The organism is Bradyrhizobium sp. SZCCHNR1002, from assembly GCF_032381435.1.
Taxonomy (GTDB): Bacteria; Pseudomonadota; Alphaproteobacteria; order Rhizobiales; family Xanthobacteraceae; genus Bradyrhizobium; species Bradyrhizobium aeschynomenes.
This window is the reverse complement of the sequence record NZ_JAUHIS010000010.1, coordinates 1-23,885: the sequence shown is the minus strand read 5'-3', so window position 1 is coordinate 23,885 and position 23,885 is coordinate 1. Positions and strand designations below refer to the sequence as shown.

General features: G+C 67.2%; 20 protein-coding genes. 11 read left to right on the top strand and 9 right to left on the bottom strand.

The annotated features are described in order from the left end of the window. Positions 1-188 precede the first annotated feature (188 nt). The gene (locus QX108_RS31680) at positions 189-1,421 is read right to left on the bottom strand and encodes an efflux RND transporter periplasmic adaptor subunit (protein WP_315784388.1); all 1,233 of its coding nucleotides are present in this window, start codon (positions 1,419-1,421) and stop codon (positions 189-191) included. A gap of 190 nt (positions 1,422-1,611) precedes the next feature. On the opposite strand from QX108_RS31680, the gene QX108_RS31675 reads away from it, so the two are divergent. After that, the gene (locus QX108_RS31675) at positions 1,612-2,229 is read left to right on the top strand and encodes a TetR/AcrR family transcriptional regulator (protein ID WP_315784390.1); all 618 of its coding nucleotides are present in this window, start codon (positions 1,612-1,614) and stop codon (positions 2,227-2,229) included. A 119-nt stretch (positions 2,230-2,348) separates the two neighbouring features. Further along, entirely contained in the window at positions 2,349-3,824 is a 1,476-nt protein-coding gene (locus QX108_RS31670; RefSeq protein WP_315784392.1) for a M81 family metallopeptidase, read from the top strand. A gap of 211 nt (positions 3,825-4,035) precedes the next feature. Here the strand turns inward: QX108_RS31670 and QX108_RS31665 are convergent, their stop codons facing one another. Together QX108_RS31665 and QX108_RS31660 are read right to left on the bottom strand one after the other, a co-directional pair. Beyond that, a complete protein-coding gene (locus QX108_RS31665; RefSeq protein WP_315784394.1) occupies positions 4,036-5,673 on the bottom strand; it encodes an MFS transporter in 1,638 nt (545 codons plus the stop codon). After that, a complete protein-coding gene (locus tag QX108_RS31660; protein WP_315784396.1) occupies positions 5,660-6,793 on the bottom strand; it encodes an HlyD family secretion protein in 1,134 nt (377 codons plus the stop codon). Before QX108_RS31660 ends, QX108_RS31665 begins: the two co-directional genes overlap by 14 nt. A gap of 599 nt (positions 6,794-7,392) precedes the next feature. Between QX108_RS31660 and galE the strand changes: the two genes are divergently transcribed. Continuing rightward, complete coding sequence (galE, locus tag QX108_RS31655) at positions 7,393-8,388, top strand: UDP-glucose 4-epimerase GalE (protein ID WP_315726393.1); 996 nt, start codon at positions 7,393-7,395, stop codon at positions 8,386-8,388. 39 nt (positions 8,389-8,427) lie between these two features. Here galE and QX108_RS31650 read toward each other — a convergent pair whose 3' ends face one another. The 3 genes from QX108_RS31650 to QX108_RS31640 all read right to left on the bottom strand — a co-directional run bounded on the left by QX108_RS31650 (position 8,428) and on the right by QX108_RS31640 (position 10,994). After that, the gene (locus QX108_RS31650) at positions 8,428-8,757 is read right to left on the bottom strand and encodes a hypothetical protein (RefSeq protein WP_315784398.1); all 330 of its coding nucleotides are present in this window, start codon (positions 8,755-8,757) and stop codon (positions 8,428-8,430) included. Between the two features lie 15 nt (positions 8,758-8,772). Then, complete coding sequence (gene hydA / locus QX108_RS31645) at positions 8,773-10,227, bottom strand: dihydropyrimidinase (RefSeq protein ID WP_315784400.1); 1,455 nt, start codon at positions 10,225-10,227, stop codon at positions 8,773-8,775. A 140-nt stretch (positions 10,228-10,367) separates the two neighbouring features. Next, positions 10,368-10,994: a TetR/AcrR family transcriptional regulator gene (locus QX108_RS31640; RefSeq protein ID WP_315784402.1), complete on the bottom strand. Its 627-nt coding sequence runs from the start codon at positions 10,992-10,994 to the stop codon at positions 10,368-10,370. A 103-nt stretch (positions 10,995-11,097) separates the two neighbouring features. Here QX108_RS31640 and QX108_RS31635 point away from each other — a divergent pair, with 103 nt between their 5' ends. The 5 genes from QX108_RS31635 (at position 11,098) to QX108_RS31615 (ending at position 16,135) form a co-directional block, all read left to right on the top strand. Next, complete coding sequence (locus QX108_RS31635) at positions 11,098-11,796, top strand: PspA/IM30 family protein (protein WP_315784404.1); 699 nt, start codon at positions 11,098-11,100, stop codon at positions 11,794-11,796. 55 nt (positions 11,797-11,851) lie between these two features. Next, on the top strand, positions 11,852-12,127 hold the full coding sequence (locus QX108_RS31630; protein ID WP_315721840.1) for a YiaA/YiaB family inner membrane protein: 276 nt from the start codon (positions 11,852-11,854) through the stop codon (positions 12,125-12,127). 386 nt (positions 12,128-12,513) lie between these two features. After that, the gene (locus tag QX108_RS31625; RefSeq protein WP_315781952.1) at positions 12,514-13,692 is read left to right on the top strand and encodes an integrase core domain-containing protein; all 1,179 of its coding nucleotides are present in this window, start codon (positions 12,514-12,516) and stop codon (positions 13,690-13,692) included. A gap of 224 nt (positions 13,693-13,916) precedes the next feature. Further along, positions 13,917-14,921 (top strand): hypothetical protein, encoded by a 1,005-nt coding sequence (locus QX108_RS31620; RefSeq protein WP_315784406.1) that lies wholly within the window; start codon positions 13,917-13,919, stop codon positions 14,919-14,921. Then, a complete protein-coding gene (locus QX108_RS31615; RefSeq protein ID WP_315784597.1) occupies positions 14,921-16,135 on the top strand; it encodes a hypothetical protein in 1,215 nt (404 codons plus the stop codon). Before QX108_RS31620 ends, QX108_RS31615 begins: the two co-directional genes overlap by 1 nt. Here QX108_RS31615 and QX108_RS31610 read toward each other — a convergent pair. From QX108_RS31610 to QX108_RS31600, 3 genes are all read right to left on the bottom strand, one after another. Beyond that, positions 16,120-17,745 (bottom strand): hypothetical protein, encoded by a 1,626-nt coding sequence (locus tag QX108_RS31610; RefSeq protein ID WP_315784408.1) that lies wholly within the window; start codon positions 17,743-17,745, stop codon positions 16,120-16,122. The two genes, QX108_RS31615 and QX108_RS31610, sit on opposite strands and share 16 nt — an antisense overlap. 398 nt (positions 17,746-18,143) lie before the next feature. Then, entirely contained in the window at positions 18,144-18,998 is an 855-nt protein-coding gene (locus QX108_RS31605; protein WP_315784410.1) for an SDR family NAD(P)-dependent oxidoreductase, read from the bottom strand. A 142-nt stretch (positions 18,999-19,140) separates the two neighbouring features. Next, complete coding sequence (locus QX108_RS31600; RefSeq protein WP_315721836.1) at positions 19,141-19,530, bottom strand: winged helix-turn-helix domain-containing protein; 390 nt, start codon at positions 19,528-19,530, stop codon at positions 19,141-19,143. 102 nt (positions 19,531-19,632) lie between these two features. Here QX108_RS31600 and QX108_RS31595 point away from each other — a divergent pair, with 102 nt between their 5' ends. The 3 genes from QX108_RS31595 to QX108_RS31585 form a co-directional block, all read left to right on the top strand. Then, on the top strand, positions 19,633-20,757 hold the full coding sequence (locus QX108_RS31595; RefSeq protein ID WP_315721835.1) for an alkene reductase: 1,125 nt from the start codon (positions 19,633-19,635) through the stop codon (positions 20,755-20,757). A gap of 147 nt (positions 20,758-20,904) precedes the next feature. After that, the gene (locus tag QX108_RS31590; protein WP_315784412.1) at positions 20,905-22,569 is read left to right on the top strand and encodes a thiamine pyrophosphate-binding protein; all 1,665 of its coding nucleotides are present in this window, start codon (positions 20,905-20,907) and stop codon (positions 22,567-22,569) included. Positions 22,570-23,508: 939 nt separating this feature from the next. Beyond that, a partial coding sequence (locus tag QX108_RS31585) for a helix-turn-helix domain-containing protein (protein ID WP_315799633.1) occupies positions 23,509-23,885 on the top strand: 377 nt, incomplete at its 3' end.

The window sequence follows — 23,885 nt, the reverse complement described above, 5'->3', positions numbered from 1 at the left end:
TGATCTCGCTGACGCCTCACCCTCGGCGTCGTCCCGGCGAAGGCCGGGACCCATACCGCGGACGGCCAATTGTTGAAAAAGACTGTGGGTCATCATTCTTCGTCCACAAGCAAGGCCGGTGGTTATGGGTCCCGGCGTTCGCCGGGACGACATCTGTGGTTGGCGTTGGCAGAGGGGGCCGATGACGCTCAGCGCTGCGCCAGCTGCTTGTTGTCAGCCCCATCCCGCGCGCCCATCGCGGCCACCTGCGTCTTCAGCAGCGCGCCGGGGCGCACCCGCTGCAGGCCGTTGACCACCACGCGCTCGCCCGGCTTCAAGCCCGCCGAGATGATCCGCAGACCCTCGACACTGCCGCCGAGCGTGACCGGGCGGTAGACCGCGCGTTCGTCGTCGCCGACCACCATCACAAACTTCTTGTCCTGGTCGGTGCCGATGGCGCGCTCGTCGAGCAGAACGAGCGATTGCTGCTGCGGCTGGCCCATGCGGACGCGGGCGAACTGGCCGGGAATGAGCGTGCCGGTCTCGTTCTTGAACACGGCGCGGACGCGGATGGTGCCGGTCTGGCCCTGGACCTGGTTGTCGATCAGCTGGATGTGGCCCGACGCGGTGATGCCGCCCGACGTCGTCATCTCCACCGGGATGCGGTCGAGATTGCCGCGCTTGCCGGAGGCGTCGGCGACGGCGGCCAGCGCGCGCAGCACGACGTCCTCGGTGGCGTCGAAGCTCGCATAGATCGGATTGACGGAGACGAGGTTGGTCAGCACCGGCGAGGCGGAGCCGGCGGCGACGAGGTTGCCGACGGTGACCTCGATGCGGCCGACGCGGCCGTCGACCGGCGCGCGCACCTGCGTGTAATCGAGATTGAGCTTGGCGGCCTGGAGCGCCGCCTCGGCGGCCTTGACGTTGGCGATCGCCTCGCGATTGCCGTTGTCGCGCTGGTCGAAGTCGCGCTTGGTGACGATCGAGCTGCCGACCAGTTGCGCGCCGCGCTCGAGCTCATTGGCGGCGAAGGACGCGCGGGCACGGGCGGCTTCGAGCTGCGCCTGGGCGCGATCGACCTCGGCGGCGTAGGGCGCGGGATCGATCTTGAACAAGACGTCGCCGGCCTTCACCAGCGAGCCCTCGGTGAAATTGGTGGCGAGAATGGCGCCGGCCACGCGCGGCCGGACCTCGACCCGCTCGACCGCTTCGAGCCGACCCGAGAACTCGTCCCACAGGCTGGCCTTGCGCGGCTCGATGACGGAGACGGTCACCGGGACGGCCTGCTCCGGCGCAGCGGCGTGAGCCGCCTGCGGCACGGGGCTGAAATGGAAATACTGCGAACCGGCATAGGAACCGGCGGCGATCACCATGCCGAGGACGGCAACGGTGCTCAGCCACCGCTTCAGGCGGCCGGGGGAACTTGGTTCGGGCGAAGGCATTGTCGCGCTCCAGATTTGTAGTGCTCGCTACAAATGTGGCGCTGGCAACCCGTTCGCAAGAGACTTATGTATCGGATGCTACGAAAATCCTAGATGGAACTTTGGCGGCTGCGGCAGATCAAAGAAATGGCTAGGAATCGCAACTAGATAAAAAACACCTCGGGGCGGAGACAAAGTAGGAGAATTGCAGATGGGCATCGGACGGCCCCGGACATTCGACCGCGACATCGCGCTGGACCAGGCGATGGAGGTGTTCTGGCGGCACGGCTATGAGGGCGCGACCATTGCCCAGCTCACCGAGGCCATGGGTATCAATCCGCCCAGCCTCTATGCGGCGTTCGGCAGCAAGGAGGCGCTGCTCAAGGCCGCGCTCGACCGTTACACCCTGCGCGGCGAGGCCTGGATGGCGGAGGTGTTGAGTGCCCCGACCGCGCGCGAGGTCACGTCACGCATGCTGATGGGCGTCGCCGAGAAGCAGACCGACCCGTCCAATCCGCCCGGATGCCTCTTGGTGCAAGGCGGTCTCGCCTGCGGCTCCGGCTCGGCCAACGTGCCGTTCGAGCTGGCCGCGCGCCGCGCGAAGACCGAGGAGCAGCTCCGGCATCGCTTCGAGCGGGCGAAGGCGGAGGGCGATCTGGGTCCGAGCGCCGACCCCGCCGCGCTCGCGCGCTACGTCTCCGCCGTCATCACCGGCATGAGCGTGATGGCGTCCTCCGGCGCCGATCGTCAGTCGCTGGCGCAGGTCGCCGAGGTCGCCATCAAGACCATCGCGGATCAGTCGGTGCCGGCGCCGGTCACCGCGAACTGATCGCTCGCATGCGCTGGGCGATGGGTCGCTCTGCCCTCGCGCTGTCTTGTGCTCGTGGACGCGATGCGGTCCCCTGCGGCTGCCTCATCGTCATCGCGCCAACAAAGAGCTTCTCCTCCATGCGTGTCTTCTCCGCCGCCCTCGCCACCGAGACCAACACCTTTGCGCCGATGCCGACGGGGCTCGCGACCTTCCACGAGCGCGCGTACTTTCCGGCAGGGACGCATCCGGACAAGATGCAGATGCACGGCGGGCCGCTCTGGGCGGCGCGGCAGGTCGGACCGTCCAAGGGCTGGACGCTGATCGAGGGGCTGGTGGCGGCGGCGGTGCCGAACGGGCTCGTCACGCGCGCGGCGTTCGAGACCTTGCGCGACCAGATCCTCGCCGACCTCAAGGCCGCGCTGCCGGTCGACATGGCGCTGATCGGGCTGCACGGCGCGATGATCGCCGACGGCTATGACGATTGCGAGGGCGAGCTGCTGTCGCAGATTCGCAAGATCGTCGGCCCCGACGTGGTGATCGGCGCGACGCTCGATCCGCACGTCCACATGAGCGAGCTGATGGTGGACAGCGCGGATCTCTTGATCTGCTGGAAGGAATATCCGCACACCGACATCCTCGAGCGCGCGCAGGACCTGGTGAAACACTGCACGGAACTGGCCGAGAAGCGGCTCGAGCTGCGCAAGGCGCTGGTCGACACCGACATGATCGTGACCCTGCACACGACGCGCGAGCCGGTGCGCAGCTTCGTCGACCGCATCACCGCGATGGAGGGCAAGGACGGAATCGTCTCGGTCTCGATCGTGCACGGCTTCGGCTGGGGCGATACGCCGTCCATGGGCACCAAGGTGCTGGTCTACAGCGACGCCGCTGAAGATCCCGATGGCGCCAAAGCGCAAGCCCTGGCGAGGAAGCTCGCGGACGAGTTGATCGGCATGCGCGAGGCCGTCACCGAGCGCATGCCCGGCGTCGATGCCGCGCTCGACCAGGCGCTGGCGAAGGACGGCACCATCGTGCTGGGCGATGCCAGCGACAATCCCGGCGGCGGCGCGCCCGGCGATTCCACCTTCATCCTGCACCGCGTGCTCGAGCGGAAGATCGAGAACGTCTGCGTCGGCCCGATGTGGGATCCGATCGCGGTGCGCATCGCCTTCGATGCCGGCGTCGGCGCCAAGCTGCCCTTGCGGATCGGCGGCAAGATCGGCCCGCTGTCGGGCGATCCGGTCGATGCGACCTGGGAGATCAAGGCGCTGAATGAGAACATGGTGATGACGGGCCTCGCCGGCACGCCGGCCAAGCTCGGCGATTGCGCGCTGATCGCGAGCAATGGCGTCGAGGTCGTCATCACGACGTTCCGCTGCCAGGCGTTCGGAAAAGACTTCTTCACCCAGCTCGGCTGCGATCCGGCGACGCGCAAGCTCGTCGTGGTGAAATCCGCGCAGCATTTCCGCGCATCATTTGCGCCCATCGCGGCCGACATCATCATGGTCGATGCGCCCGGCGTGGTCGCGCGTGACGTCACGACGTTGCCCTACAGGAAGATCAAGCGTCCGAAATGGCCGCTCGATGAGCTGCCGCAACTCACGCGCGCATGATGTCCCAGAATGCGACGGCGTAGCGCGATGCTGTTAACGTTCGGAACGCGGCTGGAACGAACCGCGTCCGAATCAGCCGCGCATCGCGGTTTGAAATCTGTTCACGGCTAGATGTCGTGGTGTTCTGAGCAGACACGCAACATCCAGCGCGAGCGCTTGTCTCGCGCGGCTTTTCTTCACTTCAAACGTTAATCTCAGCGCGCGGCAAAGCTCACGTCGCCGACGATCCGAACCGCCGCATCCACGCCGCTCGCAAACCGATTGGCGTCGGCGAGAACGGCCCCGGCGGCGCGCGCGTGATCAAGGCGACGAGCAACAGCGCGGCGATCGCCAGCCAGAAGCACAGCCAGAACGCATCGAGATAAGCGAGCACGTTGGCCTCGCGCTGCACCTGGGAGGCCAAGGTGCCGACCGCGCGTGCCTTGGCCTGGGCTTCGCCGTGGGCCGCGAAATAGCTGGTGAGCCGCTGCAGCGCGCGGGAGACGTCGACATCGCCGCTCTGAATGTTGAGGCCGAGATACGCCGAATGCACCTGCTCCCGCACGCGCAGCCACGTCCCCATCAGCGCGACGCCGATCTCGGCGCCGCCGAGCCGCATGATTTGGATGTAGGCCGCGAACGATGTCGCGCGCGCCGGATCGGAATTCGACAGCGCCATGATGATGATCGGTAGCAAGGTCAGCGCCTGGCCGATCGACTGCAGCACGACGATGCCGATGAAGTCCTCGCGCGCCCAGGCATGGGTGAGCTGGGTGCCCCACAGATTGGCCGCCGCGAAGGCGCTGAACCCGAGCACGACGACGAGGCGCGCATCGACATGGCGCAGCATCCAGATCGACAGCGGCACCAGCACGATCAGCGGCAACGCACCGTAGATCAACAGCAGCGAGCCGCTCTGCTCAGGCCGCAACTGGGTGATCGTGGCCAGGAAGTTCGGCACCAGCGATGCGTTGGAGAGGCTGGTCAGCGTGTACAGCAGGATGACCGTCAGCGAGAGCCCGATGTTGCGCGAGAACAGCACGTTGAAATGCGCCCAGGGCTGCGGGCTGAGGGCCTCGTTGACGAGAAAGAGAACGAACAGCACGGCGCCGCCGGCCAGCAGCGCCACCACCGTGCCGGATTGCAGCCAGTCGAGCCGGTTGCCCTGGTCGAGGCCGGCATAGATCATCGCCACCGCGCTGCCGAGCAGCAGCATGCCGCCCCAATCGGCATTCTCGAGCAGCGTGCGGTTGACCGGCTCGGCAGGCGTGCCGAGATAGACCATCAGCGCCATCAGCGGCGCCAGCACGACCCCCTGCCAGTACAGCCACTGCCAGCCGAGATGCTCGACATAGAAGCCGACCAGCGAGGTCGAGGTATCCAGCGCGAAGCCGACGCGGATCGCATAGATCGAGATCGCCGGCAGCCACCAGCGGATCGGCAGGTTGCGGAAGACGATCATCAAGGTCGCCGGCACGAAGGTGCCGAGCAGCATGCCGTGGATGATCGCGAGCGTGATCAGGGTCGGATAGTCGCGCACGAAGGGAATGATCAGCGACACCACGGCATAGATCAGGCTGGGAATGCCGAGCACGCGGCGCAGGCCGAACACGGTCGCGAGCCACGCCACCGCCGGCGCGATCAGGATCTGCGAGCCGATCGCCGCCGTCGACAGCCAGGCGCCCTCGTCGAAGCCGAGCGAGAACGCGCCGCGCAGATCGGGCAGGCCGACCGAGGTCAGCCGGCTGTCGAAATTGGCGAGAAATGAGCCGAGCAGCACGGCCCCGACCGCGAACAGCGGGTGTGCGGCCTGGCCGCCGCGCGACAGCGGTCCGCGATCACTCTCGCTTGCCGGCTCACTTGGCGCCATCGGCCGCGCCTGCGGTGCGGATATGGGTCACGACCGACATGCCCGGCAGCAGCCGTGCCAGCAGGGGCTGGTTGCCGTCGAGCGCGATGCGCACCGGAATGCGCTGCACGACCTTGGTGAAATTGCCGGTGGCGTTGTCCGGCGGCAGCAGCGCGAATTGCGAGCCGGAAGCCGGCGCGATCCGCTCGACCCGGCCGTGCAGCTTCTCGCCCGGGAACGAATCGACGGTGACGTCGACCGGCTGGCCCGGCGCGACATGCGTGAGCTGCGTCTCCTTGTAGTTGGCGATGACGAAGACCTGCGGCAGTGGCACCACGGCGATCAGGCTGCTGCCGATATTGACGTAGTCGCCGACCTGGACCTGGCGCTGTCCGACGACGCCGTCGAACGGCGCGGTGATCCTGGTGTAGCCGAGCTTGAGCCGCGCCGCGGCCAGCGCGGCCTTTGCGCCGGCCAGATCTGCGCCGCGCTGCTTCTTGGTGCCGGTGAGCACCTCGAGCTGATGACGCTGGGCGGCGATCACCGCGCGGCTCGCGCGCACGTCCGCTTGCGCCTTGGCATAGGCAGCCGTCGCCTGCTCCAGCCGCTGCTTGGTCCCTGCCTCGCTCTGCGACAGCGATTGCTGGCGCTCCTCCTCCTGGCGGGCAAGCACCTCGGCGGCGCCGGCCGAAACCTGCTGCGCTTCGGCCTGGGCGATGGTCGCATATTGCAGCTCGACCTGGTTGCTGAGATTGTCGAGCGCTGCCTGCGCCGCCTCGACATTGGCTTCAGCCTGCGAGACCTGCGCCTGATAATCCGCCGGATCGATCTGGACCAGGAGGTCGCCGGCCTTGACCTGCTGAAAATCGCTGACCGCAACCTTCGTCACCTCGCCGGCGACACGGCTGGAAAGCTGGGTCAGGTCGGCGCGGACATAGGCGTCGTTCGTCGTCTGGGTCGTTGCATTGCCGGTCCACGCCGTCCAGCGGCTGGTCGCGAGCGCCACGAAGGCAAGCGCGACGATCACGGCGAGCAGTGGAATGGCGAGACGCGTCCACAGGCCGGGTGCTGCGGCGGGCGAGGGCGGCTGCGCCGATGCCGCGCGCGAAGCAGTATCGACGTTGCTCGATGTTTCGCTCACGACACCGCCTCCTGCATCGCCAGACACTGATCACGCCGGACGACTTGTACTGCATTCCGCGCCACGCGGCACCCGTACTCGGGATTGGGAGGCATGCGCTATAGGTCCGCCGATATCCGGGGCGCCGAATGGAACTTGCACGCTCGGCCGGCCAGCGGTCGTGACGGCACTGCTTCACACCAGGTTCGCGCTTGGAGATGCTGGCCTAGACCGGCTCCGCAACCGGCGCGGGCGCGATGTCCCGGAATGCGACGCTGCTGCGCGTGGTCGTTAACGTTCGGAACGCGGCTGGAACGAACCGCGTCCGAATCAGCCGCGACTCACGGTACGGGACTTGTTCACGGCTAGATGTCGCCGCTCCGGCTGCAATGCCAACAACATCCGGCATCGACCTCTCATCGTCAGCCACGCCTGGGACTGCGGAGGTTAATCGATCTCCGCTCGCGCGGTTGTAGCGATGAACGGCATTGCCGAGATGGAGCTTCGCAGCGGGCGCCTCAGCACCTGCATTTGCCTCCGCTGCAACCCCGACCTATGCTGTTGCGCGTGCTGCGTTCGGGCTTCACCACATCATCTCCGGGACGAAGGCGTCGCGACGCATGGGAACGAAGGGCGCGATCCTGATCGCCGGCGGCGCCGGCTATATCGGCGCTCACTGCTGCAAGGCGGTCGCCGACAACGGCTTCACGCCGGTCTGCTATGATGACCTGTCGACCGGCCATCGCAGCTTCGCGCAATGGGGGCCGCTGGTGGTGGGCGACATCGCCGACAGCCGCGCCGTCGCGGAGACCATCCGGCGCTACGACGTCCAGGCAGTCATGCACTTCGCGGCATCGAGCGCCATCGGCGAATCCGTCGTCGATCCGCAGAGATATTATCGCAACAACGTCGCCGGCGCCTTGGGCCTGCTGGAGGGCATGCGCGAGGCCGGCTGCCGGCGGCTGGTGTTCTCCTCGACGGGCGCGGTGTATGGCGAGGCCGGACCGGATCCGATTCCGGAAAGCGCGGCCGGCCGGGCCGTCAATCCCTATGGCCGCTCCAAATACATGATCGAGCAGATCCTGGCCGATTATCACGCGGCCTACGGGCTGTCGGCGACGGCACTGCGCTATTTCAACGCCTGCGGCGCCGACGCAGCGGGACGGATCGGCGAGCTGCGCGATCCCGAGACGCATCTCATTCCGCGCGCGCTGATGGCGATCCTCGGCCATGTCGGGGATTTTGCGATCTTCGGCACAGATTACGACACGCCCGACGGCACCGCGGTGCGCGACTACATCCATGTCGACGACCTTGCCGCCGCTCACATTGCCGCGCTGGAGCGGTTGCTGGCGGGGGATGCCGGCGGGACCTACAATCTCGGCACCGGCCGCGGCCATTCAGTGCGCGAGGTGGTCGATGCGATCCGTGAAGAAACCGGCGAGCACGTGCCGCTGGTGGTGCGCGAACGCCGCGCCGGCGATCCGCCGATCCTGGTTGCCGATTGCCGCCGCGCCGCGCAGCAGCTCGGCTTCATGCCGAAGCGCTCCGATCTCGCCACCATCATCCGCTCGGCCTGGGCGTGGCACCAGAGCGCGCATCCGCGCCGCGCGTGAGGCGCTGCGGTCAGGAGAGGTCCTTCGGCGCCGAGGACGCTACGCCGCCGCCGGCGGCGTGTGCGCGAAGGCGTCCATCACCGTCATCTCCACGTGCTCGTCCTCGACCGACCAACGGCCGATCTCGGCGTCGTCGCGGAAGAAGTGCACGCTGTGAACCGGTGAGCGGTGATCGTCGCCGCGGATCATCCGGAGCAGGGTTTGCGCCACGCGGCAGTGATCGCCGGGGAGCCTGAGGTCGAAGAATGCGTCGCCATAGCCCGGCAGCTTGGTGCCGGCCGAATCGCGAACTTCCATGCGCAACTGTGCCATACTCGCATTCAACGCCAGCAACGGTTTCCGCCCGGTAAATGCCGCCGGGTCGCGCATAGTTTGAAGCGTCGATCATGGCGTGATCATGTCGCGCGCGACGCCTCGTGGCGCGGTGATCTCCTTCCAGGTGGAATTGGCGACATGCACCGGCGGGAAAGCCGGCCGCTCGACGTAGCGGCCGTCGCCGGCGTCCGCGCGCAGCTCACCGTCGCGCCAGGCGATGCGGCCGCGCGACACCGTCACCGCCGGCCCGCCGGTGCAGGTGAAGCCTTCGAACACGTTGTAGTCGATACGGCTGACCTGTTTGCTCGCGCTGATGGTCTTGTGCGCGGCCGGGTCCCACACCACGAGGTCGGCGTCGGAGCCGGCCATGATGGCGCCCTTGCGCGGGAAGACGTTGAGGATGCGCGCGATGTTCGCCGAGGTGACCGCGACGAACTCCTCTTTCGTCAGCCGCCCGGTGGCGACGCCCGCGCTCCACAGCAGCGGCATGCGGTCCTCGAGTCCGCCGGTGCCGTTCGGGATCTTGCGGAAGTCGCCGCGGCCGAGCCGCTTCTGTGCGAGCGTGAAGGCGCAATGGTCGGTCGCGACCACCTGCAGCGAGCCCGATTGCAGCCCCGCCCACAGGCTGTCCTGGTGCGACCGGTCGCGGAACGGCGGCGACATCACGCAGGCGGCGGCCTGGTCCCAGTCGTCACAGCGATACTCGCTGTCGTCGAGCAGCAGATGCTGGATCAGCGGCTCGCCATAGACGCGCTGGCCGGCGGCGCGGGCGCGGGCGATCGCCTCGTGCGACTGGCGGCAGCTGGTGTGCACGACATAGAGCGGCGCGCCGGTCATGTCGGCGATCATGATGGCGCGGCTGGTCGCCTCGCCCTCGACCTCCGGCGGCCGCGAGAAGGCGTGGCCCTCCGGCCCGTCGATGCCGCGCGCCAGCATCGCCTCCTGCATCCGCGCCACGACGTCGCCGTTCTCGGCGTGGACCAGCGGCATCGCGCCGAGCTCCGCGCAGCGCGCGAACGAATTGTAGAGCTCGTCATCGTCCACCATCAGCGCGCCCTTGTAGGCCATGAAATGCTTGAAGGTGTTGATGCCGTAGGTTTTGACGACGATCTCCATCTCGTCGAACACCTGTTTCGACCAGGAGGTCACGGCCATGTGGAAGCCATAGTCGGCCGCCGCCTTCTCCGACTTGCGCCGCCAATCCTGATAGGCCGCGAGCATCGACTGGCCGGGATCGGGGATGCAGAAATCCACCACCATCGTGGTGCCGCCGGAGAGCCCGGCCTTGGTGCCCCATTCGAAATCGTCGGCCGACACCGTGCCCATGAAGCCGAGCTCGAGATGGGTGTGCGGATCGATCCCGCCCGGCAGCACGTAGCAGCCGTCGGCATCGATCACCTCGGCCGATAGCGGCGGCTCGATCGCGGTGCCCACCGCGAGAATGGTGCCGCCCTGGATCAGGACATCGGCGCGCCGGGAATGATCGTGGTTCACCACCGTGCCGCCGCGGATGAACAGTGACATGGGTTGGGTTGCTCTGATCGCTCGATGCGGCAACAGCGTGCCGCCGTCGTCAATCTATCAAGGGCGAGCCGGGGCGCGCTGATGAAATTATGTTCAGAGGCGAGCGCGAGTGGAGGCCGCAGTCTGGCATGTGAAAATCTTCACAGCGCATCGCCCGGCTCCGGCGAATTGGCCACCAGCCCCGTCACCATCGCCTTCACCATGGTCGCGATCTGCTCGCGGAGTGCCGCCACGGGCACGGCGATCAGCTTCTGCTCCAGCCCGAGCGCGACCATGCCGTGGACGGCCGAGAACAGGCTGCGTGCGGTGAGGCTGATGTCGTCGAACGAGCGCTGCGGAAACAGCGCGGCGAGCGGCTGGTGGATGTGGCGGAACAGGTGCATCTGGTCGGCGATCGCCCAGTCCGGCAGCGGCTTGTCGGCCGGCATGCGATGCTCGAACAGCGCGCGCCAGAGCTCGAGGTTGTGAGCGGCGAAATCGCAATAGGCAATCGCGATGCGCACCAGCGCCGCCTCCGGGCCGGGCGGGCCGGCGCTCTCGGCCGCCGACAGATCGGCGTCGAGCCGCGCCAGGGTGCGCGAGCCGACCATCAGCACCAGCTCGTCGACATCGGCGACGAGGTTGTAGACGGCGCCATTGGCGACGCCGATCTCCTGGGCGAGATCGCGCGTCTTCAGGCCGGCCAGACCCCTGGTCCGGACCATCCGCTCGGCCGCCTCGATCAGGGAATCGCGCTGTTTCGCTCGTCTTTCCAGTGTCTTGGACATCGGTCACCAAAATATTGAGCGATGCTCAAAATAGTTCTTGAGCAACGCTCAGGTTTACGCTACAAGAAAACGCATGAGCGATGCTCATAACAGGGAGTTCACAATGTTCAAGACCGTTCTGACGCTGTTTCGGGGCACCGTCGCCGTCGCGGAGGAGGAGCTGCAGGATCGGACCGCGCTGGTGATCCTGGATCAGCAGATGCGTGACGCGGCCGCCGCAGTGGAGCGCAGCAAGCGCGCGCTGGCGCTCGCCATCGCGCAGGACCAGCAGGAAGGCAAGCGGCTCGAGGCCACGCTGGCCCGGATCACCGATCTCGAGGTGCGCGCCACCGCCGCGCTCGATGGCGGCCGCGAGGACCTGGCGCGCGAGGCGTCTCAGGCGATTGCCGGGCTCGAGGCCGAGCGCGATGCCGCCAAGACGGCGCGGGCGCTGTTCGCCACCGAGATCGCGCGCTTGAAGAAGCACGTGTCGGGGGCCGAGGCGCGCATCGCCGAGCTCGACCGCGGCCGGCGCATCGCTCGTGCCGCGGAGGCGGTGCGCAACCTGCGCCGCGGCGGCATCGAGGCGGCGCGTCCCTACGAGTGCACGCTGCCCGAGGCCGAGGCGATCCTGAAGCGGCTGCGCGAGCGGCAGATGGAGGCCCAGGCCGCCGACGAGGCGCTGATGGAGCTCGACGCCGCCACGGGCCCGATCACCACGGCCGAGAAGCTCGCGGAGCAGGGCTTCGGCCCGCGCATCAAGACCACGGCGGACGACGTACTGGCGCGGCTGAAGGCCGGCCGCACTGCTCCGGCCAACTGATTTTCGTCATTTCCCGTTTCCCAACGCAACCAACCGAAATCCAAAGGAGCCGACCATGAACCAGAACACCCAGCCCCACAGCAGCGCCTTCATCACCTTCTCCTACGCCTCTTTCGGCGCGTCCGCCTTCCTCGTCGCGCTCGGCGTCTTCTTCATGCCGATCGATCTCTGGATGAAGGGCTATCTGACGATGGGGATCGTCATGCTGGTGCAGACCTGCGTCACCCTGACCAAGACGCTGCGCGACCGCCACGAGAGCGGCAAGCTCGTCAACCGCATCGAGGACGCCCGCGCCGAGCGCCTGCTGATGGAGGTGTCGAAGGCGGCGTGAGGCGTGGCTCTTGGCCTCTCTTTGCCCTCCAGGAGAGGCCGGTGCGCGGGGCGCCCCTCACCCCAACCCTCTCCCCGTGAAGAACGGGGAGAGGGAGCGCAGTCCGACCGGAGTGGGCAGTCTGCGCTGATGACTCGGCGTCAGCATGATGGATTGCTCTCCGAGCAAGAATTGATCGACACACTAGGACTGATGGGCGACGGCCAACGCTACGGCGCCGGTCTGCTCCCTCTCCCCGTTCTTGACGGGGAGAGGGCTGGGGTGAGGGGCAGCCACGGTATGAACCGGGCTGATTCCTGACGTTTTAGACCGGGTTGATTCCTGACAGGCCAATTTCGTCTGATTCGAAGGAGAATCGGACGATGCCTTTCAGGGAGAGCAGTCCTGTGGAGCAGCGTATTGGGTTGTTTCGGGAGTACGACACGGGAGCCTTCACGGTGACGGAGCTGTGCGCGCGGCACGGCGTCAGCCGGGAGACGTTCTACGTATGGGAGCGCCGCCGCGCGAGCGGGGATCCGCAGTGGTTCGAGGAGAAGAGCCATGCGGTGCAGAACTGTCCGCACGCGACAGCGGACCGGTTGGTTCGGCAGATCATCGCAACTCGGCAACGGTTTCCGCATTTTGGCCCGAAGAAGATCAAGGCCTGGCTGGGGTCCGAGCGGCCCCAGGTCGACTGGCCGGCGGCTTCGACGATCGGCGACATTCTCAAGCGCGAAGGCTTGGTCCAAGCGCGACCGCGCCGGCGTCGGGCGATTGCGCAAGGCGAACTGGTGATGCCGGCGGAAGGTCCCAATGACGAATGGGCGATCGACTTCAAGGGCTGGTTTCGCACCCGGGATGGAACGCGCTGTGATCCACTGACAATCACCGACGCGGCGAGCCGTTACCTGATCGAGGTGCGCATTGTTGATCCGACCGCGACCGGTGTGAAGAACGCGATGGAGCTTGTTTTCAAGGAGATCGGACTTCCGCGCGCGATCCGCTCCGACAATGGCGTACCGTTCGGATCGACTGGAGCCGGCGGCCTCTCGACGCTCTCGATCTGGTGGCTCAAGCTCGGCATCGAGCCGCGCTACATCCCACCATCCAGCCCGCAGGACAACGGCCGGCACGAGCGCATGCATCGCACGCTGAAGGCCGAGACATCGAAGCCGCCGGCAGGCACCGCTGTCGAGCAGCAGCGCCGCTTCGACGCCTTTCGGCGCCACTTCAACGAGGAGCGGCCGCACGAGGCGCTCGGCCAAGTGGCACCCGTCAAGCTCTGGCGCTCGCCGCAGCGCTCCATGCCGAGCCGCCTCGATGACCCCTGGTACGACGCCGATCACCAAGTCCGCCGCGTGCGTCCCAACGGCGTCATCAAATGGCGCGGCGACCACGTCTTCGTCGGCGAGGCGCTCGCCGGCGAACTCATCGGTCTCACCAAGCACGAGAGCGGCAACCACATCGTCCGCTTCTCGGATCGGGACCTTGGGATCATCAATCGCGACCGCCGTTTCCTGCGCTTTGCTCCGCCGCGTGCGCGGCTCCGCGTCGCGCAGGAAACGGCGGAGACAACCCACCAATGATGGAATATTGTCAGGCATCAGCCCGGTCTAAAATGTCAGGGATCAGCCCGGTCGGACACACACGGGCAGACTTTGTTGCAACGACCATCGTTCAAGCTGCGTTTACCGTGCTGACGGCCTGGCCGCTCGGCGTGATCGCGTGTTAACGCCCGCGGCGCATATGACGCGAAAGGCAGGCAAAGCTCCGGCGAGCCAGCTGCGTTGGCGCCGGGCGGATGAGGGGAATGAACATCGTCGCAGCGGCCAGGCGGATCCGAACGAACGTCGGCTTCTGGCTCACGGCGCTGGGCCAGGACGCGATGGACCTGTCGCTGCGCACGCATGCGGAGTTTCGCACGCGCATCGTCGAAAGCCCCGGCACGAACTTGGACGATGGAGCGTTGGCCGCGCTGGTCGCGGATCTCCGCGCCATCGCCGGCAAGACCCTGCCCGCCGGCGATCTCACCTACGGCATCTTCTCCGGCCAGCGCGAGGCGCTCGCTCGCGCCATCATCACGCTGGTCTCCGATGCCGCAACCGGCGAGCCGATCGCGTTCAATGCGCTCGCGGTGATGCAGGTCGCACGCGACGGCGAGACGCAGGAGGTGTTGCATCTCGGGCTCGTCATGGTCGATCCCGACGCCCGCGGCAAAGGCCTGTCCGGCGTGCTCTACGGTCTCACCACCTTGCTGCTGTTCATCCGCGATGGCCTGCGGCCGAAATGGATCTCCAACGTCACCCAGGTGCCGGCGGTGGCCGGCATGGTCTGCGAGACCTTCTCCGACGTCTATCCGTCGCCGCGGCCCGAGGCGCGGCAGAGCTTCGATCACCTGCAGCTTGCGCGCGGCATCATGCGAGGACATCGCGCCGTGTTCGGCGTCGGCGACGAAGCCGGCTTCGATGAGGCGCGCTTCGTCATCACCAATGCCTATACCGGGGGCTCGGATGCGCTGAAGAAGACGTATGACGACGCGCCCAAGCACCGCGACGACGTCTACAACGAATTTTGCGCACGCGAGCTCGACTATCTCAGGGGCGACGACCTGCTGCAACTCGGTCGCATCGATCTCACCGCCGCCCGGCGCTATCTGCTGCGCGAGATCCCCTCCGGCTCGGTGCCGGCGCTGCTGGCGACCTCGGCCGTGCTGGCGCTGCAGCGGATGATCCTGCCGCTGCTGCACTGGCTCGACGACACCAGGGCCTTCGGCACCTTGCGTCCGCGTCGGCCGTCCAGCGAGGCCGTGCCATGATGCCGGGCGTGGTCGCCGATTCCGTCGTCAATCTCTGCGGCGCGATCGGCCTTGCGGTCGCCGCCGCCACGCTGCATCGGCGCGATCCCAGGGGACCGCTGACGGCGCGGCTGGTGGCGCTGCTGGCCGTCGTCGCCGCGCTGTTTCTGCTGCGCGGCATCGCCTGGTGGACCGACAGCGCGACGCTCGACCGCAGCTCGTTGATCCCGGCGGCGCTGATCCCGCTCGGCGCCGTGATCGTGACCGAGGGCCTGCTGCGCCGGCATGTCCACCGTCGGCTGAAGGTCGCCGCGGTGCTCGGCGGCCTCGTGCTCGCCCTGGCCGGTGCGCTTGGCCCGGTGGAGCTCGAAAACCACCACACGATGGTGTTGTCGGCCTTTCAGCTCGCGGGCTTCGCCGTCTGCGCCGTCCTGCTGCTCCGTCGCGATCGCCCGAGCCTCCTCGCCTGGGAGAACCGCGCCATCGATCGTGTCGCGTTCGGCGCCCTCATCGTCATTCCCTTCATCATCACCGATTTCCGCGTGCTGGCGCCGGGCATGCCGGTGCGGCTCGGCGCGCTCGGCGCGCTGCTGGCCGTGACTGCGATCCTGATCGCCGGCGCGAGCGCCGAGGCGCAGCGCCAGGGCGTGTGGCTGACATTGCTGCGGATCTCGGGGGCCGCCTTGCTCGGCGCCGCCGCGGCCGCGTTGTCGCCGGACGTCGACGCGGCGCAACTCATGCGGTTCTGCGCGGTGGCGATCGCCGGCGTGCTCACGATCGGGCTGATGGGCGATGCCTTGCGCGCGGTGCTGGAGGCGCGCGAGCCGGGCGTCCTGGATTCGATCGGCGCATCGACCGCCATCACGCGCGACGAGCTGATTGCCGAGCTCACCCGTCAGCCGGTCTTCGAAAGCGCGCGCCGCTGTCGCGAGCCCGCGCTGGCCGGCTACGATCCGCCCGTCCTGCGCGACTTTCTCGCGTCACGACGCGTGCTGCGCCGGGCCGATGCGCCCTGGGGGCTGCCCGCGACCGATCCTGCCGTCGAGCGCATGGTGGCGCTGATGAATGCGCGGCATGCGACGCATGTGATCGTGCTGTCGCACCAGCCGGTCGATCTCATCGTGCTCGCGGTCTCGGTGATTGCGGCTGATCCGGCCACGGAAACCGCGCTCGCGCTGGTCAGGCGCCTGCTGCTGCAGGCGCCCGAGGCATCCGCGGATCACGCCCACATGTGATGATGCTGATGGTGCGACATGTCGATCACCGGGGCCTCCACGAGCGGCGCATCGATGACGGCCGCCGCTGCGCCTGCGCTGACCTGTGAGACGTGCGCCGCCGTCGGCAGCATGATCACGTTCGAGGCCGGCGCGGCCAGAATGTCCGCGAGCACGGCCGCGGTATCGGCGCTCGCATCCGCGGCACTGGCAATGGCGGCCGCAGCGCCGCCCGTGGTCGCCAGCACCTGCGCGATCGTGGTGCCGTTGACATCATATTCGCCGCCATTGACCGGAATGTTGTTGCCGCCGACATCGGCCGCGTTCTGGTGCATCTGGTCGGCGGCCGCGGCGACGAGAGCCTTGTTGCCGGTCTGGAAGCCCTCGAGGATCTTGGCGATCTCCGCGCCGAGCGTGCTCTGGTCGCCGAGCAGCTCGTTGTCGAAGCGAGCCTGGAAAATGCCGCCTTGCGCCGCGTCGAAATCGGTGACGTCCTTCTTGAACACCATCAGGTCGGCGGTGACCTTGGCCATCGCCGCGGCATCGCCGGCATTGACGGCGGCGATCGCCGCCTTGCCGAGCGCGTTGGACTGGGCGATGAACATGGCCCAGAAATCGGTCTGCGCCTGGTTGTCCTGATAGGCCGGCGTCGGATTGAGGAAATCGCCGAAGCCGGTCCAGCCGTTGAGGCCGTTCTGCTGCGCCATGTTGGCGAGGTTGGTGTCGCCGGCGACGATGTCGATGATGTCGAGGAAGTCGTCGTTCAGCGCGCGGCCGATATCGACATTGCCCGCCGCGCCGTTGATGTGGGTGTTGACCAGCGCCAGCTGGTCGATGATGGCGAGCGCGTGCACGCCGGTCAGGCCGCCGAACTGCAGCGGATTGGCGGCGACCAGCGCGTTGAGGCCGGCGATCAGCGCATCGACGTCGTCCTGGATGACGTCGACATTGCTGTCGTTGACGCCGCCGAGCAGCCGGTTGGCGGCATCGTTGAAGATCAGGCCGAGCTCGGCCAGCGTGCCCTTGGCGGCGGTTGCGGCCGTCACGCCTTCGGGCAGCAGCGCCGGCACTTGCAGGAAGCCGGTGACGCCGTCCGCATTCGTGGCCTTGGCCGCGAGCGTCGCATCATTGTTGACGACGTTGAGGATGTCGAGATGCGCGTTGCGCAGCGCGGTCTCTGCCGCGGCAATGCTGCCGAACGCGCCGCCGCCGGTCACCGAAGCCATCGCGGCATCCTGCGCGATCGCGATGTCGGCGAGGATCTTGTTGACGCTGGTGAGCGTCTGGCCGCAGAACTGGCCGGCCGCGACCATGGCCTTCAGGCCGTCCTGAATCACGGTGAGATCGCCCGTGTAGTTGTAGACGCTGCCGAGCCCCTGGCCGCCTTCGTCGACCACGTTGCGCCACAGCCCGCCTTCGAGAAACCGCGTCGCGTCGTTGAACACTACGCCGAGATCGGCAAAGCCGAGCGCGGGCGGCGTCGGGGTCGGAGGCGTCGGTGTCGGCGGCGTGGGGGGCTGCGGCGCCGGCTGGCAATGATGATTGTGGTGATTGTGGTGGTGATGATGGTGGTGGTCGCGATGATGGTGTTCGTGGTGACTGTCGTGATGATGGTGGTGATGGCGCGACATGACCGACGTACTCCCATGGCTGCGCACCGACGCATGTCCGCCGGCGCAAGGCGTCGCGGCGGATGTGGTGCGGGTGGTCATGCCATTTGCCGTCTGCTTCGTGGCCGCTTCGCGCAAGCATTGTGGAATGCCTCTGCGTCAGATTGTCGTGCGGCGTCGGGCGGGCGCCGGCCATCCCTGCTACGCTTGACGAATCCCTCGCCGCGAACGTCGCAAACGGCGGGCGCGGCGCGGCCGTGGCCGCAAATGCAATTGTTGCAAGAGATTTCTTCGCCACGATTGGGCGCCTCGCGACGGAGGCGGGCGATGCGCCGGCCGCCTTTGCGGCGATCCGACGCGTCGGGAACCCGCAAGAGGCGCCATCCGACGTCACACTGCGATGCGGCGGTGTGGCCGGATCATGGCGATTTCTTTACGAAGGCCGCGAACGCCTCGGTGTAGTCGGCGTGCCAGCGCGACAGCGGCGGCCGGTTCTCGACGATGTCGCCGGCCGCCCACAGGATGCGCCGCTCGTCGAGCGCGCGCGGCACGTCGTTGTCGGGGCACAGTACGTAGAAGTCACCGGCCGCGACGTGGTCCAGCATGAAGTCGACGGTCTGCTCCGGCGTCCATGCGGCGGCAGGCTTCTCGATCCGGCCATTGGCGGTGAGCGGCGTGAACACGAAGCCGGGGATGAACAGATGCGCCGTCACCTGGCAGCCCGGCGTGTTGCGCAGCTCGTGCTGCAGCGCCTCGGTGAACGCCTTCACCCCGGCCTTGGAGACGTTGTAGGCGGGATCGCCGGGCGGCGTGGTGATGCCCTGCTTGGAGCCGGTGTTGATGATCAGCGCCGGTCGTCCTTGCGCGATCATGTTCGCTGCAAACACCTGCGAGCCGTGGATGATGCCCCACAGATTGACGCCGAGGATGCGCTGCCAATTGTCCTCCGGGCCGAACATCCTGCTGCCCGGCTGGATGCCGGCATTGTTCATCAGCACGTCGACCGTGCCGAACCGCGCGCGCACGGCCTGCTCGAGCGCGGCCACGCTGGCACGGCTGCTGACATCGACCTTGGCCGTCATGACTGCAGCCTCGCCGCGCGTCGCGGCCGCTGTCAGCCGTGCAGCCGACTCGCGCAGGCGCGCCTCGTCGACGTCGGCGATGCAGACATTCATGCCGAGCCCGGCGAAGCGCAGCGCGGCGGCGAGGCCGATGCCGGAGGCGCCTCCGGTGACGACGGCAGTATGATCGGCAGACAGGGCAGGGTGGGGCACGGCAGCTTCTCCGGCAGGATGATGGATGAATGGTCTATGACGTCTGGACACGGCCGCAAGATCATTCGGCCGATCGCATGGCCGCTCTCATGGTTGCAACGCGAGACGGCGCCGCCCGGTTGCAGCCGCGCGCCTGGGGCGGCTATGAGACGGCCTTGCTGCCGCGGTCCTTCCTCGGCTTCTCGATATCGCTGCGCAGTGCCGCGAGATCCTTCCTGACGGCCGAGGCCGCGTCGCGCTCGATGCGGCGGTAACGTTCGACCAGCTGCTCGCCGAATGCGGTCAGCGCCGCGCCGCCGCCGTTCCGGCCGCCGGTCTGGCGCGCCACTGCCGGCTGGCGGCATACCCGGTTGATCTCGTCGACGAGATCCCACGCCCGCTTGTACGACATCTCCATCGCGCGCCCCGCCGCCGAGATCGAGCCGTGGCGCTCGATGTTCTCCAGCAGCGTGATCTTGCCCGGCCCGATCCGGCTGCCATCATCGAGGTCGATGCGCAGGCTGAGGGACGGCAGGGCGGTCGGTTTCGGCATGGATGGTCTGCTCGCGCAAGGGGCTGGCGGACATTGCCACTACCAGCTTTTGCGAACAAGATGACCGCAATCGGCGCATGGTCGAATGAAATTGGGGGAGAAATGCCGGCTGCACTGTTTTCACCGCTTCACATCGGTCCCTATCGCCTGAAGCATCGTGTCGTGATGGCGCCGCTGACACGGATGCGCGCCGACAAGGCCACGCTCGCGCCACGGCCGCTCAACGTCGAATACTACGCGCAGCGCGCGACGCCGGGCGGACTGATCATTGCCGAAGCCTCGCCGGTGCTGCCGACCGGCACCGGCAGTCCGAACGTGCCCGGGATCTACAGCGAGGCGCAGGTCGCCGGCTGGAAGCAGGTCGTCGATGCGGTGCATGCCAAGGGCGGGATCATCTTCCTGCAGCTGTGGCATGTCGGCCGCGTGTCGCATTCCTCGTTCCAGCCCGGCGGCGCGCTGCCGGTGGCGCCGTCGGCGATCGCGATCGGCGACGATCTCAAGGCGATGACGGCTGACGGCAAGCTCGCAGCCTACGAGACGCCGCGTGCGCTCGAGACCGACGAGATCCCCGCGCTGGTCGCGGCCTACGGCCAGGCTGCGCGCAACGCCATCGCCGCGGGCTTCGACGGCGTCGAGGTGCACGGCGCGAACGGCTATCTGATCGAGCAGTTCCTGCAGAGCCGCAGCAACCAGCGCACCGACCGCTATGGCGGCGGAATCGAGAACCGCTGCCGCTTCCTGCTCGAGGTGACGCAGGCCGTGATCGCAGCCTGCGGCGCCGACAAGGTCGGCGTGCGGCTGTCGCCCTACGGCATTGCCAACGGCTCGGGCGAGGCCGATCCGATGCCGCTCTATACGCACGCGATCGAGGCGCTGAACAAGCTCGGCATCGCCTATCTGCACCTGATCGAACCGCGCTCCTCCGGCGCCGGCCGCGCCGACGTCAACTGGCAGAACGTGCCGTCGGCGATTGCCCTGTTCCGACCGATCTGGAAGGGCGTGCTGATCGGTGCCGGCGGCTTCACCGGCGAGCCGGCCGAAGCCGCCATTGCCGGCGGCCAGGCCGATGCCATCGCCTTCGGTCGCTACTTCATTAGCAATCCGGACCTGCCCGCACGCCTGCAGCACGGCTGGCCGCTGACGCCCTACAACCGCCCGACCTTCTACGGCGGCGAGGAGAAGGGCTACACGGATTATCCGGTGTATGACGCGACGGTGAACGCGTAGTCCGCTCCTTCCACCGTCATTGCGAAGAGCCAGGATCCAAGCTTTTCGCCCGTCTGCTTCCACGTCGTCATGGCCGGGACAAGCCCGGCCATGACGCGGTGAGAGTTTGCCATAACAAACAAGGCCGCATTGCTCGGAGCAAGCCTCATGAAAAACCGCACCACCGGACGCTCGGCCTTCCTCGCGCTGCTCAAGGACGAGGGCATCACGCATCTGTTCGGCAATCCCGGCACGACCGAGTTGCCGGTCATGCACGCGCTGAAGGATCATCCCGATCTCACTTACGTCATGGCGATGCAGGAGAGCCTCGTGGTGGCGATCGCCGACGGCTACAGCCGCGCGTCCGGCCGCCTCGTCGCCTGCAACGTCCATGTCGCACCCGGCCTCGGCAATGCGATGGGCGCGCTCTACAACGCGCAGTTCACGGGAACGCCGATGATCCTGACTGCCGGCCAGCAGGAGCAGGGCCACGGCCTGATGGAGCCGCTGCTCTATGGCCCGCTGGTGCGCATGGCCGAGCCGCTGGTGAAATGGGCGGTCGAGGTGACGAGGCTCGAGGATCTGCCGCGCATCGTCCGCCGCGCTGCCAAGGTCGCGACCACGCCGCCCACGGGGCCGGTGTTCATCTCGTTGCCCGGCGACATCCTCAATGCCGAGGCCGGCATCGAGCTCGGCCGCTCGACGCGAGTCGATGCCCGCGTGCAGCCGTCGGCGGCGGCGCTGGAGGCGCTGGCGCAGCGGATTCTGAAGGCGCAGCGGCCGGTGATCATCGCCGGCGACGAGATCGTCAAGAGCGATGCGCTGCAGGCTGCCGCCGAGTTCGCGTCGGCGTTAGGTGCTCCGGTGCATCAGCAGTCCGCGCCCTATGGCGCGCACTTCCTGTCCGAGCATCCCTGCTACATCGGCTCGCTGTCGCGCGCGCAGAAGCAGGTGCGGGATCTGCTCGCTCCGCATGATCTGCTGATCGTGCTCGGCGCCGATCCCTTGCGGATGTCCGTCCACAGCGAGATCGAGCCGTTGCCGGAGGGCTTGCCGATCGTGCAGATCGGCCTGGTCGATTGGGAGCTGGGCAAGAATTTCGGCGCCGAGATTGCGCTCAAGGCCGACGTTCGCGAGACCCTTCAGCAACTCACCCCGCGGCTGCGCGAACTCGGCGGCTCGGCCCTGCAAGCCACGGCGCAGGCGCGCATCGCGGAGCTGTCCTCGAAGAACTGGAGCGCGCGACGCCGGACGCTGACGGCGCAGATCGAAACGGCGCGCGACAGGGCGCCGATCGATCCCGACTATCTGGCGCTGCAGGTCGCCGAGGCGATGCCGGAGCACGGCATCCTGGTCGACGAGGGCCTGACCTCGGCGCGCTACATGACGGCGCTGTGGCCGTATCGCGACCGCTACAATTATCACGGCCTCGCCTCCGGCGGCATCGGCTGGGGCCTGCCGGCCTCGGTCGGCGTCAGCCTGGCCAATCCCGATCGCCCGGTGGTGTGCTACTCCGGCGACGGCAGCGCGATGTACTCGATCCAGGCGCTGTGGACGGCGGCCCATCACAAGCTGCCGCTGTCGGTCGTCATCGTCAACAATGGCGGCTACCGCATCATCAAGCAGCGGCTGCTGTCGTTCCACGGCGACGACAACTACATCGGCATGGACTTTGTCGATCCGCCGGTGGATTTCGCCGGGCTGGCAAAGTCGCTCGGCTGCGAGTCGATGCGCGTCAGCGATCCGCGTGAGCTGAAGTCGGTGTTGTCGGAGGCCTTCCGGCGGCCGGGCGCGAAGCTGATCGAGGTGATGGTGAGCAACGCGGTGAATTGAAGCGACGCTCCATCATCCCCACCATCGTCATTCCGGGGCACGCAGATCGCGGACAGCGATCTGCGTGAGCCCGGAATCCATACTCACAGCTGGACGTTTGGAAGCAGGATGGACATGATCTCTGTCTCTCCTCATGCCGGCCTGTGGTTATGGATTCCGGGCTCATCCGGATGCAGGGCGGCTGCGCCACCCTGCATCCGGATGCCCCGGAATGACGACCTCATGAGTCGCCGCCCAAGAATCTTCTTTACGAATACCCGAATTTATGCTTTATTTCCGAAATCCCGCCTCCCACGGAGGGGCGCATCGCGATCGTCACGACACGCGAGGTGGGGATGCGATGGCCGCTGAGATGCCGCAGCGTGGGGAAGCCTGCGCGGACGAACGGCAGCTTGCGGACGTGAAGGCGTGTGGTCCTGGCACCCCGACGCTGGTGCCAAGTCGACGGGGGATGATCCCGCCGATGACGGTGGCTATCAAGCCGGACACCGGGGAGAGCTCGCGATGAGCGTGAAAACCGTCGCGCGGGGAATGCCGGATGCTCGGCTGAACCTGTGGTGACTGCCGCCTGCTTATCTTTCTGCAGGCGGGCCATGGGTGAGGCCTTCACCCGGCATTCCCCGCGCCCTCCGTCTTGGGAGGGTGTTCATGGCAATCACTCGGGTGCGCAACGCACCGCGAGAACGAGAACGTTTGTGACGATGGACGCCGCGAGCAGTCAGCTCAGAGGCTAGCCCGAGCAGTGATCGAGTGGAGTTCGCGCCGGTTGGACGGTGCGCTCCCTCTCCCCGTTCTTCACGGGGAGAGGGTTGGGGTGAGGGGCAGCCGCGGTATGAACCGGGCTGATTCCTGACGTTTTAGACCGGGTTGATTCCTGACAGGCCAATTTCGTCTGATTCGAAGGAGAATCGGACGATGCCTTTCAGGGAGAGCAGTCCTGTGGAGCAGCGTATTGGGTTGTTTCGGGAGTACGACACGGGAGCGTTCACGGTGACGGAGCTGTGCGCGCGGCACGGCGTCAGCCGGGAGACGTTCTACGTATGGGAGCGCCGGCGGGCGAGCGGTGATCCGCAGTGGTTCGAGGAGAAGAGCCATGCGGTGCAGAACTGTCCGCACGCGACAGAGGACCGGCTGGTCCAGCAGATCATCGCAGCCCGACAACGGTTTCCGCATTTTGGCCCGAAGAAGATCAAGGCCTGGCTGGGGTCCGAACGGCCCCAGGTCGACTGGCCGGCGGCCTCGACGATCGGCGACATTCTCAAGCGCGAAGGCTTGGTCCAAGCGCGACCGCGCCGGCGTCGGGCGATTGCGCAAGG

Bases quoted from the DNA above. Each gene is read 5' to 3' on its own strand.
- QX108_RS31680 (WP_315784388.1), bottom strand. From the start codon at position 1,421: ATGCCTTCGCCCGAACCAAGTTCCCCCGGCCGCCTGAAGCGGTGGCTG.
- QX108_RS31675 (WP_315784390.1), top strand. From the start codon at position 1,612: ATGGGCATCGGACGGCCCCGGACATTCGACCGCGACATCGCGCTGGAC.
- QX108_RS31670 (WP_315784392.1), top strand. From the start codon at position 2,349: ATGCGTGTCTTCTCCGCCGCCCTCGCCACCGAGACCAACACCTTTGCG.
- QX108_RS31665 (WP_315784394.1), bottom strand. From the start codon at position 5,673: ATGGCGCCAAGTGAGCCGGCAAGCGAGAGTGATCGCGGACCGCTGTCG.
- galE (WP_315726393.1), top strand. From the start codon at position 7,393: ATGGGAACGAAGGGCGCGATCCTGATCGCCGGCGGCGCCGGCTATATC.
- QX108_RS31650 (WP_315784398.1), bottom strand. From the start codon at position 8,757: ATGCGCGACCCGGCGGCATTTACCGGGCGGAAACCGTTGCTGGCGTTG.
- hydA (WP_315784400.1), bottom strand. From the start codon at position 10,227: ATGTCACTGTTCATCCGCGGCGGCACGGTGGTGAACCACGATCATTCC.
- QX108_RS31640 (WP_315784402.1), bottom strand. From the start codon at position 10,994: ATGTCCAAGACACTGGAAAGACGAGCGAAACAGCGCGATTCCCTGATC.
- QX108_RS31635 (WP_315784404.1), top strand. From the start codon at position 11,098: ATGTTCAAGACCGTTCTGACGCTGTTTCGGGGCACCGTCGCCGTCGCG.
- QX108_RS31630 (WP_315721840.1), top strand. From the start codon at position 11,852: ATGAACCAGAACACCCAGCCCCACAGCAGCGCCTTCATCACCTTCTCC.
- QX108_RS31620 (WP_315784406.1), top strand. From the start codon at position 13,917: ATGAACATCGTCGCAGCGGCCAGGCGGATCCGAACGAACGTCGGCTTC.
- QX108_RS31615 (WP_315784597.1), top strand. From the start codon at position 14,921: ATGCCGGGCGTGGTCGCCGATTCCGTCGTCAATCTCTGCGGCGCGATC.
- QX108_RS31610 (WP_315784408.1), bottom strand. From the start codon at position 17,745: ATGTCGCGCCATCACCACCATCATCACGACAGTCACCACGAACACCAT.
- QX108_RS31600 (WP_315721836.1), bottom strand. From the start codon at position 19,530: ATGCCGAAACCGACCGCCCTGCCGTCCCTCAGCCTGCGCATCGACCTC.
- QX108_RS31595 (WP_315721835.1), top strand. From the start codon at position 19,633: ATGCCGGCTGCACTGTTTTCACCGCTTCACATCGGTCCCTATCGCCTG.
- QX108_RS31590 (WP_315784412.1), top strand. From the start codon at position 20,905: ATGAAAAACCGCACCACCGGACGCTCGGCCTTCCTCGCGCTGCTCAAG.